The following is a 14,840-nucleotide window of genomic DNA, read 5'->3' on the forward strand; positions in this document are numbered from 1 at the left end:
TCGCTGTCAGCCCTTTGGCTATCCGGCCCGCTCGTCATTAACGCTCCGGCTTGGTCATCTCCCGCAGCAGCTGATCTATGCAGCCCACTACCTGCTCTGAGTTCTGCTCTATCTCGCGGTAGAGCGCCTCTGCCTCTTCATGCTTGTGCTGATTTTTCAGCTCGATAACCTGCTGGATCACCTGATGCAGTCTGGCGTGGGGGGCGGCGATCGCCCTGAAGGCCGGTTGATCGCCGCAGCATGCCTGCCCTTCGCTGAAGTACCAGTGGCCAAGGCGGCACTCCTTGTCACTGACCGCCTCGCTGCGCGACAGCCCCTCCTGCCCATCCAGATAGGCACGCACCCGAGTCTTCCAGCCCATGTGAGCGGCGCGGGCGCGACTCAGCACCATCCGCACGTTGGAACCATCCTGGAACTGCCCGGCCAGATCCCCCAGCTTGTCCACCAGGGTCGCCACATGGCTGGCGATATGGGCGGTATCCCGCGCCACCAGCGTGGTGGCCTGGGAGATCTCGTGGACGCTGACGATATTGCGGGTGATCTCGTCGCTCACCGAGGACTGCTCCTCCGAGGCAGCGGCGATCTGGGTGTTCATGTCGCGAATGCTGTTGACCGCCCCCTTGATCCGGCCGAGGGCTTCTCCCGCCTGATTGGCCCGCTCCACCGACTCTCCCGCCCGCGAGACGCTGTGTTCGATCATTGTCACCGTGGTGCCCACCGCCCGTTGCAACTGCTCGATGGTACCGCGGATCTCGGCGGTGGAGTGCTGGGTGCGCCCGGCCAGCGAGCGCACCTCGTCGGCCACCACAGCAAAACCGCGCCCCTGTTCACCAGCCCGGGCCGCCTCGATGGCAGCGTTGAGAGCCAGCAGGTTGGTCTGCTCGGCGATGGACTGGATCACCGCCAGCACCGAGCCAATCTGCTCGCTGGCCTTGGCAACCTCTTTCACCGTGTTGCCCGCACTGGCAATCTCCTCCGCCAGCTGTTCGATCATGTTGACGCTCTGCTGCACCACCTCATCACCGGTGACCGCCTGATTGTCCGCTTCGTTGGCCGCTTCGGCCGCCTGTGCCGTGTTGTTGGCCACCTCGTGTACCGTGCTGGTCATCTCGGTCATGGCGGTGGCGAGCTGGGTGGTCTGTTCCTGCTGGCGCGTCATGCTGCCAAGGTTGCCTGCCGCACTGCGCGACAACCGCTCACTCTCGCCAGCCAGTTCGCCCAGAGTGGCGGTGAGCTGGCTGATGGTGTCGCGGATCTTGGCAACAAAGCCATTGAACGCCGACCCGAGCCGGCGGATCTCCTCCGGCCCCGCCACCGGCAGCTTGCTGCCAAGATCGCCGGAGCCATTGGCCAGCGCCTCCAGCGCCTTGACGCTGTCGAGCAGCGGACGGCTAAGACGCGCCAGCAGCAGCACCAGCGCCACCGCAATCAGAGCGGTGCCAAGTAGCGCGATCATTACCATCTGCCAGCTCTGGCGTACCAGCGCGGCTGCAACCTCACTGTGATCACGCGCCAACTCGATCACCCCGACCGCCTTGCCGGAGAAGTCGCGCAACGGTGCAGCCATCACCAGAAAATCGCTCCCCTGCTGCTTGATGGTGGTGAAGCGGCTCTCTCCCGCCAATACCTCCTGATACCAGTCCACCGACTCACCAAGCATGGAGGTACCAGTCAGCATAACGGGTTTACCCTGCTCAAACAGATAGATGGCAAAGCGACTGTCCTTGCCCAGCAGATCGGCAAACAGTGAGGTGTCGAGGGCGCGGCCAAACTCCACCGAGCCGACCGACTGGCCATTGAAAGTGACCGGCACTACGCCGCGGATCCCGGTGCCACCCTGACCGGTCTCCAACCCGCCGACCGGTTGATGATTGCGGTTCACCTCGACCACAGCCAACCGTGTAGTAGAGAGGTCGTCGCCATGATTTGCGGGCTTGTGTACCCGATAAAGGGAAATAGCCGGGGGAATGTGAAAGTGAAACTGCTGGATCCCCTGCGCCTTGAGGGCGGGCCAGAGCGGATCAAACAGATTGGCGAGGGTCTGCCAATCCTTGTCGGCCACAGCCCTGGCTGCATCCGGCCGCTGGGCGATCAGGGTTGCCGCCAGCACGGTTTCATGGCTGGTGTTTTTGATCACCGCTTCCACATTCTGGAGCTGGCTCCGCAGTGCAGCCTGCTCGGCCGCGAGCGCCCGCTGGCGATTTTCAAACAGGTTAAAGGTAAGCAGCACCACAGCGAGCAATACGATGCCGCCGATTGCCAGCAGCGTGATCTGGTGACCCAGCTTGCGAGGGGGGAACATAAGACACCATCCTTGACAGTCATACCCAACCTACAGGATGGAACGGTTAAGTCGGGAGTCCATCAGAACTTAACCCTTTGTTGATATTGATCAAACGATTAACAGGCAAAATGCGAGGTGGGTCAAATAGGGGGAATGTTTATCATATGGGCTGGAATTGGGTCTTGGTGGATAAAACTGACAGTTTTCAGTCCAACACAACGATCACACTGCATAATTTGGAGATCCCCCTTCAATCCCCCACCTTGGTTAGCAAGCACAACAAGGAGTTTTATTAAGGCTTCCAGCTGAAACGGTTCCGTTGGGAGCTTCGTTGGTATACGATACAGGCCCCACAAAAAACATTAATAATCATAAACTTAATAAGGCTGTCATGACAAAGTATCACATTGTTGCTGTGACTATCGCAGCAAGCTTGACACTTGCGGGTTGTGCAAGCGAATCCTCCCGAACACTTGAAGTTGCCAAAGTGACCTCTTACCAAACCCAATACCAAGGCACTCGCAGCCCCATTTCTGTGGGCAAGTTTGATAATCGCTCAAGCTACATGCGCGGTATATTCTCCGATGGTAACGACCGCCTGGGTAGCCAGGCCAAGACAATCCTGATCACCCACCTGCAACAAACTGGCCGTTTCAGTGTTCTGGACAGAGCCAACATGGAAGAGTTGCAAGCGGAAGCAGGGCTCAAGAAAGAGACTCAGACGCTGAAAGGCGCCGATTACGTCATCACAGGCGATGTCACTGAATTTGGTCGAAAAGCGGTGGGAGATCATCAGCTGTTTGGCATTCTCGGCAGGGGCAAATCACAGATCGCCTATGCCAAAGTCAACCTCAACATCGTCGATGTCAAAACGTCAGAAGTTGTTTTCTCGTCACAAGGGGCAGGCGAATTCGAGCTCTCCAACCGCGAAGTCATCGGTTTTGGTGGCACGGCCGATTATGACTCCACACTCAATGGCAAGGTGCTCGACCTGGCGATTCGTGAAGCCGTAAACAATCTGGTCTCTGGCATCCAGAACGGTGCCTGGCAACCGGCTCGCTAAGGGGAAATCAATGAACAAAATGCATCAAGGACTTTGTCTGGCTTTTGCCCTCTTCAGCTACGGTTGTGCGACCCCACCCAAGCCCCTGTACAACTGGGGTGAATATCAGGATTCGGTCTACCAGAACCTTGAAGAAAAAGATAACGGTGAACAGATCGATCGGCTTGAGAAAAACCTGCAAGAAGCCAATGGCAAAGGGGAAAAGGTGCCGCCCGGTTTCCATGCTCATCTGGCCATGCTTTATGCCCAGCATGGGCGTGACAACCTCGCACTGGAACACTTCGAGAAAGAGAAGCAACTCTTCCCAGAATCAACCACTTTCATTAATTTTCTGCTCACCCAGAAGCAAGGAGCAGCCAAATGAAAAAGTTACTGATTTCCATCATGGGCTCACTGCTACTGGCTGGTTGCGCATCCCAACAAGCTGCGTATGACTACACAGCATTTCGGGAAAGTCACCCTACATCTATTCTGGTTTTGCCTCCCGTAAACCACAGTCCAGATGTTAAAGCCGGCAATAGCCTGCTCTCCCAGAGCACCATGCCACTGGCCGAGTCTGGCTATTATGTTTTCCCGGTCTCACTGACCAACGAAACCTTCCGTCAGAACGGCATGACTGTTGCGGAAGATATCCACTCTTTGCCCATCAGCAAACTGCATCAGATTTTTGGTGCTGATACCGCGCTCTATCTGGACATCACCGAATATGGCACCAGCTATATGGTGGTCTCGAGTGAAACAGCCGTGACAGCGAAAGCAAAATTGGTGGACCTGCGTAACGGCAAAACCATATGGGAAGGTACAGCCCGCGCTTCCAGCGCAGAGCAAAAGTCCAATGGTGGTGGTAGCCTGGTTGGCATGCTGGTCGTCGCCGTCGTTGACCAGATCACCAACACTGTGATGGACAAGGGCCATGATATCGCAGGGATAACCAGTTTCAGACTGCTAAGCGCAGGTATGCCTAATGGCATCCTGTATGGCCCCTACTCACCGAAATACAACACACAAAAATAACCATTCCTGCTTCTGACAGAAGTGAGGATAAGCAGAGTTGCTTAGGGAAAATCCTCTTGTACTCCAGCCTGCGAAAACAAAAACCCCCTCGTGACAGAGGGGGTTTTTCGTGTTGGCAACGGGTGCGGATTAACGCAACGGTTTGACCGAGCGACGGACAATCAGCTCGGGCTGTACCGTCATCGATTCCACTTCCAGCTCCTTGTTGCGGATCCGGCTGACCAGATGCTTCACCGCCAGCTGGCCCAATTCGGCCTTCGGGTGACGGATGGTGGTCAGCGGCGGGCTGGAGAAGCGCGCCATCTCCACATCGTCGTAGCCGATGATGGAGATATCGTCCGGCACCTTGACTCCCGCTTCCCAGGCAGCGCAAATCGCGCCGATCGCCATGGGATCGTCGAAGGCAAAGACCGCGGTCGGACGAGGCTGCAGGGCCAGGATGCGCTGCATGGCATCGAAGCCGCTCTGGCTCTCGTAGTCCCCTTCAAAGACCTGTTCATCTTTAAGGGTCAGACCGTGCTCGCCCAGCGCATCACGCACCCCGTCCAGTCGCTGCTGGGTGGTCGGCTTGGAGAGCTGGCCAGTGATACAGACGATGTCACGGTGCCCCAGCTCCAGCAGATGGCGTACGGCCATGCGGGCGCCGATGCGGGCGTTGTCGTTGATGACGTTGGCGAAATCGCACTCCGTGCCCCAATCCAGTACCACCTGCGGCACGTTCTTGTGGATGCGCAGCATGTCGCGCAACGGGGTGTCGATATCGGTACCCAATACCAGCAGGCCATCCACCCGTTTTTCCATCAGCATTCTCAGGTAATGCTGTTGGCGAGGCGGCTGGTTTTCGGTGTTGCAGAGGATCAGGCTGTAGCCCTGTTCGAAGCAGTACGCTTCAACCCCTTGCACCACTTCTGCGAAGAAGGGGTTTACGCTGGTGGTCACCAGCATACCAATGGTCTTGGTCGAATTTATTTTAAGACTGCGCGCTACCGAGTTGGGCGCGTAGTTGAGTTCTGCCACCGCCTCAATCACTTTCTGGGTCGCGTCTTCGCTGACCCGCCGAGTGTGGTTGAGCACATGTGAGACGGTGGAGATGGATACGCCTGCGCGCGAGGCGACATCCTTGATAGTGGCCATCTCTGTCTCCTGACTGTCAAAGGCGGAACATTAGCAGATTTCCCGAATAAAGGCTTGGTTTTAACGAGCTCTGCCACGGAATTGTCAATGCCGGCTAATTTAGGCGCTCATTTCTGTTTGCGCAAATGGATTCTGGTCAAAATGGGAGCGTTGTCAGAGTAAAATATCGCCAGATTAATCCTCTGGTGTTTGTCAGAATCGCCTCTCGTTACCAAGATGTTAAGTCAACAAATCAAAATTAAGCTCTGATTAACCGAAAATAACAGGTCATTTATTTCAAAATCCACCCATCTAACCCCCTCTGGTTAGTATCTTTAACAGCTTGTTATTGCCCCGTGAGGAATGATAGAACCATACCTATAGCCGGATGCACGGGATGTAGATCCGGAATGGCACACGGAAATGAAACAATCCACTGATTAAGGGACGAATCAATGCATAAGTTGAGCAAAATCACAGTTGGCGCAGCGGTTTCTTTGGCTCTGTTTGGATCGATCTCCATCGCCCACGCGGCAGACACCATCAAGATCGGTATCGCAGGCCCGGTCACCGGTCCGGTAGCCCAGTACGGGGACATGCAGTTCACCGGCGGCAAGATGGCGGTCGAGCAGATCAACAAGGCTGGCGGCATCAATGGCAAGCAGATCGAAGCGGTCGTCTATGACGATGCCTGCGATCCCAAACAGGCGGTGGCCGTCGCGAACAAGGTGGTGAATGACGGCGTCAAGTTCGTGGTCGGCCACCTCTGCTCCGACAACACCCTGCCCGCCTCCGATATCTATGAAGACGAGGGGATCCTGATGGTCACCCCCGCCTCTACCAACCCCAAGATCACCGAGCGCGGTTACCAGCTGACCCTGCGCACCATCGGCCTGGATAGCGATCAGGGCCCGACTGCCGCCAAATACATCATCGAGCAGGTCAAACCCCAGCGCGTGGCCGTTATCCACGACAAGAAGCAGTATGGTGAAGGGATCGCCTCCAGCGTCAAAGCGGCGCTCGACAAGGCTGGCGTGAAAGTGGTGGCCTTTGAAGGGATCACCGCCGGTGACAAGGACTTCTCCGCCCTGATCGCCAAGCTGCAGAAAGAGAACGTCGATTTCGTCTACTACGGCGGCTATCACCCTGAGCTGGGTCTGATCCTGCGTCAGGCTGGCGAGAAGGGGCTGAAAGCCAAGTTCATGGGCCCGGAAGGGGTGGGTAACAAGGATATCTCCGCCATCGGTGGCCCGGCTTCCGAAGGCCTGCTGGTGACCCTGCCGAACAAATACGATCTGGTTCCTGCCAACGCCCCGCTGGTGGCGGCGTTCAAGGCCAAGGGTCAGGACTCCTCCGGCCCGTTCGTCTGGACTACCTATGCCGCGGTGCAAACCCTGGCAGCCGGTATCGCCAAGGCGGGTGAAGATGACCCGGCTGCCGTTGCCGCCGCCATCAAGGCTGCGCCGATCGATACCGTGATGGGCCCCCTGACCTGGGCACCGAACGGTGACCTGAAAGGCTTCGAATTCGGTGTGTTCCAGTGGCACGCTGACGGTACTTCCAGCCAAGTCAAATAATCTGCCGATCGGGGGTGAGTACGCTCACCCCCTCCTCTCTTTGCGGGCAAGTACAGGGAACGCAGTATGTCCGAACACCTCCTTTATCTCGTTCAGCAACTGCTGAACGGATTAACCATAGGCAGCACCTATGCGTTGATCGCCATCGGCTACACCATGGTCTATGGCATCATCGGCATGATCAACTTCGCCCACGGCGAGGTGTACATGATCGGCTCCTATGTCGCTTTTATGGTGATGGCGGGGCTCATGATGATGGGCATCGACAGCACCTTTCTACTGCTGGGAGGCGCCTTCCTGGTCAGTATCATCATCACCGGCACCTATGGCTGGAGCATCGAGCGGGTCGCCTACCGGCCACTGCGTGGTGGCAACCGGCTGATCCCCCTCATCTCCGCCATCGGCATGTCGATCTTCCTGCAGAACATGATGCGCATGGCTCAGGGCTCACGGGATATCGCCATGCCCAGCCTAATCTCCGGTGGCTGGACCCTGGGGGGTGAAGATGGTTTTCAGGCCAGCCTCTCCTATATGCAGCTGATTATCTTCGTGGTGACTTTCATCACCATGCTGGCGCTGACCCAGTTCATCGGCCGCTCCCGCATGGGCCGCGCCTGCCGCGCCTGTTCGGAAGATATCAAGATGGCCAACCTACTGGGCATCGACACCCACGTAGTCATCTCCATCACCTTCGTGCTGGGGGCCGCGCTGGCTGCCGTCGCCGGGGTGCTGCTCGGCATGTATTACGGCGTTATCAACCCCTACCTCGGCTTTATGGCCGGTCTGAAGGCCTTCACTGCCGCTGTATTGGGCGGTATCGGCAGCATTCCGGGTGCCGTACTGGGTGGCCTGCTGCTCGGCGTGGTTGAAGCGCTCACCGCCGGTTATCTCAGCACCGAGTACAAGGATGTGATGGCGTTCGCCCTGCTCATTTTTGTGCTGCTCTTTATGCCGACCGGCATCCTGGGTCGTCCGGAAGTGGAGAAAGTGTGATGAAACATCAATTTATCCACGCCTGTATCGCCAGCCTGGTGCTGCTGGTGCTCTCTTTCTGGCTGCTCGGCTTCAAGCTGGAGACCGATGGCTCCAGCCTGCAGGTAGTGAGCCGCCTCGATGTGTCGCTGGCCTGGCTACTGGGGGGCGCCACCCTCGTTTTCTGGTTCCAGATGCTGCGCGGCCAGATCGCCAAGCTGTTTCAGGCCTCCATCAGCGGCTTCTCGGTCGGCTTCACCAAGCTGGTGCTGCCGAGCCCGGAAGAGGCGCCCAAGCTCTATAACCTCACCGCCGTGCTGGTGCTGCTGTTCGCAGTGAGCTGGCCCTTTATGGCTTCTCGCGGCGCCATCGATCTCGCCACCCTCACCCTGATTTACATCATGCTGGGGCTGGGGCTGAACGTGGTGGTCGGCCTCGCCGGTCTACTCGATCTCGGCTATGTCGGCTTCTACGCGGTCGGCGCCTACAGCTATGCCCTGCTCAACACCTACTTCGGACTGAGCTTCTGGGAGTGCCTGCCCATCGCCGGGCTGATGGCCGCTACCTTCGGCTTCCTGCTCGGTTTCCCGGTGCTGCGGCTGCGGGGGGACTATCTGGCCATCGTCACCCTGGGTTTTGGCGAGATCATCCGCATCCTGCTCAACAATATGACCACCCTGACCGGCGGCCCGAACGGGATCTCCGGCATTCCCAAGCCGACGCTGGGGGGGCTGGAGTTCAACCGCACCGTCAAGGATGGGGGCTTTGATACCTTCCACAACTTCTTCGGCATTACCTACAACGCCAACCACAAGGTGATCTTCCTCTACCTGATGGCGCTGATGCTGGTGGTGGTGACCCTGTTCGTCATCAACCGCCTGCTGCGCATGCCCCTTGGCCGCGCCTGGGAAGCGCTGCGGGAAGACGAAATCGCCTGCAAATCGCTGGGGCTCAACCCCACCATCATCAAGCTAACCGCCTTCACCATAGGCGCTACCTTCGCCGGCTTTGCGGGTAGTTTCTTTGCCTCGCGGCAGGGCTTTATCAGCCCGGAATCCTTCGTCTTTATCGAATCGGCCATTGTGCTGGCGATTGTGGTGCTGGGTGGCATGGGCTCCCAGATCGGGGTGGTGCTGGCAGCCATCGTGATGACGGTGCTGCCGGAGCTGGCCCGCGAATTCAACGAGTACCGCATGCTGATGTTCGGCCTCTTGATGGTGTTCATGATGATCTGGCGGCCACAGGGATTGCTGCCGATGACCCGTCCGCATCTGGAGTTGAAGAAATGAGTACTCATCAGAAGTTAATGGAAGTCTCTGATCTGTCGATGCGCTTCGGGGGCCTGCTGGCCGTCAACGGGGTCAAGCTGGATATCGACAAGGGCGAGGTGATCTCCATCATCGGCCCCAACGGCGCGGGCAAGACCACCATCTTCAACTGCCTGACCGGTTTCTACTGTCCGAGCGGCGGCACCATCCGCTACAAGGGTGAGGAGATCCAGGGGCTGCCCGGCCACCTCATCGCCCGCAAGGGGATTGTGCGTACCTTCCAGCACGTGCGGCTGTTCAAGGAGATGACGGCGGTGGAGAACCTGCTGGTTGCCCAGCACCAGCACCTCAACACCAGTTTTATCGCCGGTCTGTTCAAGACCCCGGCCTTCCGCCGGGCGGAGCAGGAAGGGCTGGAGCGGGCCGCCTTCTGGCTGGATAAAGTGGGGCTCAAGGATCTCGCCAACCGCGCCGCCGGTAATCTGGCCTACGGTCAGCAGCGCCGCCTCGAGATCGCCCGCTGCATGGCGACCCGTCCCGAGCTGCTGATGCTGGATGAACCGGCCGCCGGCCTCAACCCGAAGGAGACCGACGAGCTGGATGAGCTGATCATGAGCCTGCGGGACGAATTCGGGGTCTCGGTGCTGCTGATCGAACACGATATGAAGCTGGTGATGGGCATCTCCAACCGCATCTTCGTGGTCAGCCAGGGCACCCCACTGGCCCACGGCAAGCCGGATGAAATCCGCAACAATCCGGCAGTGATCAAGGCCTATCTGGGCGAGTCGTAAGGAAAACAAGATGTTAGAACTTCGCAACGTATCGACCCACTACGGCAAAATTCAGGCACTGCACGATGTCAGCGTCGAGGTGAAAGAGGGGGAAATCGTCACCCTGATCGGCGCCAACGGCGCAGGCAAGACCACCCTGCTGATGACCCTCTGCGGCGAACCCAAGCCCAGCAGCGGCTCCATCTGGTTTGAGGGGGAACAGATCAGCTCCCTCACCACAGCCCGCATCATGCGCAAGGATATCGCCGTGGTGCCGGAGGGGCGTCGCATCTTCGCCCGCCTGACGGTGGAGGAGAACCTGCTGATGGGCGCCTTCTTCGTCGACAAGGCCGAGCAGCATGGCCTGCTGGATCAGGTGTTTACCCTGTTCCCGCGCCTGCACGAGCGCCTGCAACAACGGGCGGGCACCATGTCCGGCGGCGAGCAGCAGATGCTGGCCATCGGCCGTGCCCTGATGAGCAAACCGCGCCTGCTGCTGCTGGATGAACCCTCGCTGGGGCTGGCCCCCATCGTCATCCAGCAGATCTTCGACACCATAGAACAGTTGCGCCAGAAGGGGATGACCATCTTTCTGGTGGAGCAGAACGCCAACCAGGCGCTCAAGCTGGCCGACCGCGGTTATGTGCTGGAGAACGGCCACGTGGTGCTGCAAGACACGGGCGCCGCCCTGCTGGCCAACCCGGCGGTGCGGCAGGCCTATCTGGGCGGTTAACCCACTGAGCCGCATGCCATATCAACAAGGGAGCCGCTGGCTCCCTTATCTTTTGTGGGGTTAGTTTGCGCCCAAGCTTGCGGTACACTGGCCCGTAATCAACCTATTCGCAGGACATCCCGATGGACCAGTTTGCCCATATCAATGCCCATGATGCCCACCAGAAACTGAGCGCGGGTGAAGCCCGTCTGGTGGATATTCGCGACCCGCAATCCTTTGAAGCGGCCCACGCGGTCGGCGCCTTCCACCTCACCAACGGCACGCTGGTGCGCTTTATGAATGAAGTGGATTTCGATACCCCGGTCATCGTGATGTGCTACCACGGCAACAGCAGTCAAGGAGCGGCCCAATACCTGCTGCAACAGGGTTATGACGAGGTCTACAGTCTGGATGGCGGTTTCGAGGCGTGGCGCCGGGAGTTTCCCATCGAGGCAGGCGAGGCATGATCCAGCTGCTGGTGCTCGACAACGCCCGCATGGCACAGGCGCTGGTGGACTATCTGGCTACCCTGGGCATCTCCTGCGAGCTGACCCAGTCCGAGCTGGGGGTCACCATCTGGCTGGCGGACGAGCTACGCCTTGCCCAGGCCCAGCTGGAGGTGAAGCGCTTTCTGGCCGAGCCGGGCCACCCGCGCTATATGGAAGCCTCCTGGCAATCCGGCCGCGCCGATGCCCGCATCGACTACAGCAAGGGGATGACGGACCCCATCACCGACTTCCTCCATCAAGCGGGGCCACTGACGCTGGTGGTCATCATCGCCTGTCTCGCCATCTACGGGATCGAGGCCATCGGCCTGCCCATCTACGATGAACTGGCATTCCACCCGACGCTGGCCCAGTTCACCGACTGGCAGGCGTGGCGTTATTTCACCCCCGCCCTGATCCACTTCTCGGTGCTCCATCTGGTATTCAACTTGCTCTGGTGGTGGTATCTCGGCGGCCAGATCGAACAGCGCCTCGGCAGCGGCAAGTTGCTGATCCTGCTGCTGGTGGGCGCCGCCCTGCCCAATATCGCCGAGTTCTTCGCCAGCGGCCCGCTGTTTGGCGGCCTCTCTGGCGTGGTCTATGCCCTGCTCGGCTACTGCTGGCTGCGCAGCAAGCTGCAACCGGCCTGCGGCCTGACTCTGCCACCGGCACTGATGGGCTTTATGCTGTTCTGGATGGCGCTCGGCTTCTTCGACATGCTCGGCACCAGCACGGCCAATATCGCCCACCTGACCGGCCTGCTGGTCGGCCTGCTGCAAGGCTGGCTGGATCGCAACCACCAGCCGACCTGATTTTTCAGCAGCCGCAGAAACAACAACGCCGCCCCGAGGGGCGGCGTTTTATTACGCGATAGGCAGTTACTGCTTGATCAGGGTGTCGTCAGTTACCTTGACCGCCGCACCGCCACTCATAAAGAAGCTGGCGAACTGGGTCTGGATCTCGGTGGTGACCGCACCAGCCTGATCGAAGTTCTCGTCAGGGGCCAGCAGCGAGCTATGACCCCCTTTCAGGAAGCGCGCAGCATGGTGACCCGCCGGGAGCACGCCGGACCCTTTCAGCTCTTGCAAACCCAGCACCCGGAACAGCGGCTCGGTGCCACCCAGCGGCGCAGAGGCGATGCTGTTGGGGATCACTTGATCCGGCAGATTGAGGGCGCCATCACCCACGATCTCGGTGGCGAACAGCGGGAAGCTCTTGGCGACGCCACTGCCCAGATTGATCGGGTCCGCAGAGTCCAGCACTGACTGGGCGGCAAAGATATAGCTCTGCAAGGTGCTCGCCGCACCCGCCTGCGTGGCCGCATCCAGACTGGGCAGGAACTCGTTGACGAAGCAAGTGGCGGCAGCCGTTTTGCAATTCGGTGCATAGGCGGTAAAGCCCGCTTTCAGCGCCGGACTGCCCGAGGTAAGCACGCTCATCTTGATGGTCGGCCCGAAGCTAGGCGAGTTGAGCAACAACGGCGCGATGCCGCCACCCGGCATCGCCAGACCACCGGTATCGAACTTGAACAGGGCATCTGCCTGAGCACTGCCGGTGGTCTGGTTGGCGACAGCCAACAGATTGGCCCCGGTAATGGCACCGAGTGAGTGACCGAGGAAGTGAACTTTCAGACCGGCACCACCCAATTGGCCACCCAATCCCTGGGTGTTGGCCAGACCGACAGCCAGTCGCAGTCCCAGCAGATCGGCCACGCTCTGTTTCAGATTGTCCCGCGCCACCGTCAGATAGTTGAGGTTCAGATAGGGGAGCGGGTTCTCCGATGTGGTCACCGTCGCCATGCTGTTGCTCAGGGCATAACCACGCTCGCCGTGCAGCGGATGATCGATCACTACCACAGCGACATTTTTGGCTGTTGGTGTGACTTGCAGACCAGCACCGATCTGGCCCAGCGCCAGCGCATAGGCGTTCTCCTTGATGGAGGTAACCCCGTGCTGATAGATGATCACATCGGTAATTGTATTGAGCGGTGCGGCGGCGAAGATCCGCAGCGGTACCGATTGTACTTCGGTCAGGGTCGGCAACGGGTTGAAACGGCCGATATTGCGCTCGGCATCCAGCGGCTTGCCACCGGAGGTGAGGGTCACCCCGATCAGCTTGCTTGCCTCGGTCAGCAGTTCACTCTGACGGCTCGGGTCGGCGATCAGCTCACCCAGTAGCTCCGGATTCACTCCGGCGCCTACCAGCCCACCGATTACCTCGCTATCACCCGCTTTCAGCGCGTTGGCGATGGCATAGAGGCTGGGAATGGCGCCGTGCCAGGATTGGGTCTTGGCCTTGTCCCAGGAGCCGGCTATCGCTGGAGTAGAGAGGAAGTAAGGGAGCTTGACGGTGCCGGTATACACCTTGGTCACCGCTGCGACCCCGTTTAGGATGCCATTAGCCGCCACAGCGGCAGCAATTGCATCACGATCTTTCTGAGGCAAAAATGGCTCGTTCGCCAACTGGGTCAGGAAGGGTACACCGTTGTTGAGGCCATTAATCGTATAGGTCCCCGGCAAGCTGGTATTGCCCCTGGCATCCTGTTTCCACAGCGCCGCGGCGTCCAGGCTCGGGCTCTTCAGCACCGAAGCAGCGGCACTCTTCACTGCCAGCAGCACATCGGCACCAGATTGGGTGGCAAACCAGTCGGAGAAGATCACCCGATCGCTGGTGATCCCGGTGGCCGCTTTGAACAGACCTTCCTGCAGCGAGATCAGGCTGTTGATGGTCTGATCCTGAGTAGTTGCGCCAGCTGTCGATTTGAAGCTGCTGTAATCGCCTCCCGCCTTGAGCGGTGTGCCGCGACTGTCCTTGAGGGCATCGGTCGCCACGATCATGTAGTAAGAAGAGGGATTGAGCGGCTTGAGTGGAACCAGATTGAGCTTGCCGTCCCCGCCAGTGACCACAAAGTCGGTCCCATAAACCAGTGGCTTGCCGCCCTTGACTCCGTTGGGTTGCAGAGTGACCGGATCCAGCGTGAGCTCGAGCAGGTAGAGGGGCGCAACGGCAGAGGCATACTCGCTGGCCGCCGGTGCCGGCACAGAGACACCGGTCACGGTCGCCGGTACCAGCTGGACGGGTTGGGTGGTTGACCAGCCATCCAGGGTGGAGAGGGCAGATACCGGGTTCGACAGATCAGCAGTTTCTGTCGAAAACTTCAGGGTACCGTCGCTGGCACGGGGGGCCAGCACGCTCGGGCGCACCCCGTTGGCACCACTCAGGACGTAGTCGAGAGAGCTGGTGGTGTCTCCCTTGTTGTCATCTCCACCACATCCGGCCAGCAGGGCGCTGACAACAGCTGCATAAATTAGCTTCTTCTTCATTTTTTATTCTCTTTTTATAGGGTTGTTATCCATCACAAGCCAACGGGGTCATCACGACCTCGACTGCAAAACGTTAACATAAAACCAACACCAAATAAGACTCATACCGGGCAGCTCTGGCTCAGCTTTGTGGTGCATGTCATGGTTTCAGGTTAACAAAGGGGCGCAAGGGTAGCAGTTGTGGCCCCATCACCAGACCCGACCAGCCAGCGGGCACCATCACGACTAAAAAGCCGCCGCGATCTCGGCAAAGTGAGGG

Annotated in this window: 13 protein-coding genes; 10 read left to right on the plus strand and 3 right to left on the minus strand. The window is 59.0% G+C overall.

The features are described 5' to 3' along the window. Positions 1–37: 37 nt before the first annotated feature. Positions 38–2,302 (minus strand): methyl-accepting chemotaxis protein, encoded by a 2,265-nt coding sequence (locus AACR14_RS11630; RefSeq protein ID WP_019446307.1) that lies wholly within the window; start codon positions 2,300–2,302, stop codon positions 38–40. A 373-nt stretch (positions 2,303–2,675) separates the two neighbouring features. Here AACR14_RS11630 and AACR14_RS11635 point away from each other — a divergent pair, with 373 nt between their 5' ends. The 3 genes from AACR14_RS11635 to AACR14_RS11645 are packed head-to-tail and all read left to right on the plus strand — an operon-like array spanning position 2,676 to position 4,361. Then, positions 2,676–3,347, plus strand: coding sequence for a CsgG/HfaB family protein (locus tag AACR14_RS11635; RefSeq protein WP_026035055.1), 672 nt, complete (start codon positions 2,676–2,678; stop codon positions 3,345–3,347). A 10-nt stretch (positions 3,348–3,357) separates the two neighbouring features. Next, positions 3,358–3,711 (plus strand): DUF4810 domain-containing protein, encoded by a 354-nt coding sequence (locus AACR14_RS11640; RefSeq protein WP_019446310.1) that lies wholly within the window; start codon positions 3,358–3,360, stop codon positions 3,709–3,711. Then, positions 3,708–4,361 carry a DUF799 domain-containing protein gene (locus AACR14_RS11645; RefSeq protein ID WP_019446311.1) on the plus strand — a complete coding sequence of 218 codons (654 nt, stop codon included), beginning with the start codon at positions 3,708–3,710 and terminating at the stop codon, positions 4,359–4,361. The genes AACR14_RS11640 and AACR14_RS11645 overlap by 4 nt, the downstream gene beginning before the upstream one ends. Positions 4,362–4,490: 129 nt before the next feature. Here AACR14_RS11645 and AACR14_RS11650 read toward each other — a convergent pair whose 3' ends face one another. Continuing rightward, the gene (locus tag AACR14_RS11650) at positions 4,491–5,495 is read right to left on the minus strand and encodes a substrate-binding domain-containing protein (protein WP_005355925.1); all 1,005 of its coding nucleotides are present in this window, start codon (positions 5,493–5,495) and stop codon (positions 4,491–4,493) included. A gap of 434 nt (positions 5,496–5,929) precedes the next feature. Here AACR14_RS11650 and AACR14_RS11655 point away from each other — a divergent pair, with 434 nt between their 5' ends. From AACR14_RS11655 to glpG, 7 genes are all read left to right on the plus strand, one after another. Beyond that, the gene (locus tag AACR14_RS11655; protein WP_005339442.1) at positions 5,930–7,051 is read left to right on the plus strand and encodes a branched-chain amino acid ABC transporter substrate-binding protein; all 1,122 of its coding nucleotides are present in this window, start codon (positions 5,930–5,932) and stop codon (positions 7,049–7,051) included. 66 nt (positions 7,052–7,117) lie between these two features. Next, a complete protein-coding gene (gene livH, locus AACR14_RS11660; RefSeq protein ID WP_005339439.1) occupies positions 7,118–8,044 on the plus strand; it encodes a high-affinity branched-chain amino acid ABC transporter permease LivH in 927 nt (308 codons plus the stop codon). Beyond that, positions 8,044–9,312 carry a high-affinity branched-chain amino acid ABC transporter permease LivM gene (locus tag AACR14_RS11665; protein WP_019446312.1) on the plus strand — a complete coding sequence of 423 codons (1,269 nt, stop codon included), beginning with the start codon at positions 8,044–8,046 and terminating at the stop codon, positions 9,310–9,312. Before livH ends, AACR14_RS11665 begins: the two co-directional genes overlap by 1 nt. Further along, on the plus strand, positions 9,309–10,082 hold the full coding sequence (livG, locus tag AACR14_RS11670; protein WP_005339435.1) for a high-affinity branched-chain amino acid ABC transporter ATP-binding protein LivG: 774 nt from the start codon (positions 9,309–9,311) through the stop codon (positions 10,080–10,082). Before AACR14_RS11665 ends, livG begins: the two co-directional genes overlap by 4 nt. A gap of 10 nt (positions 10,083–10,092) precedes the next feature. Beyond that, the gene (locus tag AACR14_RS11675; protein WP_005342433.1) at positions 10,093–10,794 is read left to right on the plus strand and encodes an ABC transporter ATP-binding protein; all 702 of its coding nucleotides are present in this window, start codon (positions 10,093–10,095) and stop codon (positions 10,792–10,794) included. A gap of 122 nt (positions 10,795–10,916) precedes the next feature. Beyond that, positions 10,917–11,240 (plus strand): thiosulfate sulfurtransferase GlpE, encoded by a 324-nt coding sequence (gene glpE / locus AACR14_RS11680; RefSeq protein WP_005355913.1) that lies wholly within the window; start codon positions 10,917–10,919, stop codon positions 11,238–11,240. Then, positions 11,237–12,070: a rhomboid family intramembrane serine protease GlpG gene (gene glpG, locus AACR14_RS11685; protein ID WP_019446313.1), complete on the plus strand. Its 834-nt coding sequence runs from the start codon at positions 11,237–11,239 to the stop codon at positions 12,068–12,070. The genes glpE and glpG overlap by 4 nt, the downstream gene beginning before the upstream one ends. 66 nt (positions 12,071–12,136) lie before the next feature. Here glpG and AACR14_RS11690 read toward each other — a convergent pair whose 3' ends face one another. Further along, positions 12,137–14,581 carry a VolA/Pla-1 family phospholipase gene (locus AACR14_RS11690; RefSeq protein WP_019446314.1) on the minus strand — a complete coding sequence of 815 codons (2,445 nt, stop codon included), beginning with the start codon at positions 14,579–14,581 and terminating at the stop codon, positions 12,137–12,139. Positions 14,582–14,840 lie beyond the last annotated feature (259 nt).

Origin of the sequence: Aeromonas sp. 159 (genome assembly GCF_963862045.1) — a bacterium.
GTDB classification, from domain to species: domain Bacteria; phylum Pseudomonadota; class Gammaproteobacteria; order Enterobacterales; family Aeromonadaceae; genus Aeromonas; species Aeromonas veronii.

What these genes read in the sequence shown, in the direction of transcription:
- AACR14_RS11630 (WP_019446307.1), bottom strand. Translation starts at nt 2,302, where the DNA reads ATGTTCCCCCCTCGCAAGCTGGGTCACCAGATCACGCTGCTGGCAATC.
- AACR14_RS11635 (WP_026035055.1), top strand. Translation starts at nt 2,676, where the DNA reads ATGACAAAGTATCACATTGTTGCTGTGACTATCGCAGCAAGCTTGACA.
- AACR14_RS11640 (WP_019446310.1), top strand. Translation starts at nt 3,358, where the DNA reads ATGAACAAAATGCATCAAGGACTTTGTCTGGCTTTTGCCCTCTTCAGC.
- AACR14_RS11645 (WP_019446311.1), top strand. Translation starts at nt 3,708, where the DNA reads ATGAAAAAGTTACTGATTTCCATCATGGGCTCACTGCTACTGGCTGGT.
- AACR14_RS11650 (WP_005355925.1), bottom strand. Translation starts at nt 5,495, where the DNA reads ATGGCCACTATCAAGGATGTCGCCTCGCGCGCAGGCGTATCCATCTCC.
- AACR14_RS11655 (WP_005339442.1), top strand. Translation starts at nt 5,930, where the DNA reads ATGCATAAGTTGAGCAAAATCACAGTTGGCGCAGCGGTTTCTTTGGCT.
- livH (WP_005339439.1), top strand. Translation starts at nt 7,118, where the DNA reads ATGTCCGAACACCTCCTTTATCTCGTTCAGCAACTGCTGAACGGATTA.
- AACR14_RS11665 (WP_019446312.1), top strand. Translation starts at nt 8,044, where the DNA reads ATGAAACATCAATTTATCCACGCCTGTATCGCCAGCCTGGTGCTGCTG.
- livG (WP_005339435.1), top strand. Translation starts at nt 9,309, where the DNA reads ATGAGTACTCATCAGAAGTTAATGGAAGTCTCTGATCTGTCGATGCGC.
- AACR14_RS11675 (WP_005342433.1), top strand. Translation starts at nt 10,093, where the DNA reads ATGTTAGAACTTCGCAACGTATCGACCCACTACGGCAAAATTCAGGCA.
- glpE (WP_005355913.1), top strand. Translation starts at nt 10,917, where the DNA reads ATGGACCAGTTTGCCCATATCAATGCCCATGATGCCCACCAGAAACTG.
- glpG (WP_019446313.1), top strand. Translation starts at nt 11,237, where the DNA reads ATGATCCAGCTGCTGGTGCTCGACAACGCCCGCATGGCACAGGCGCTG.
- AACR14_RS11690 (WP_019446314.1), bottom strand. Translation starts at nt 14,581, where the DNA reads ATGAAGAAGAAGCTAATTTATGCAGCTGTTGTCAGCGCCCTGCTGGCC.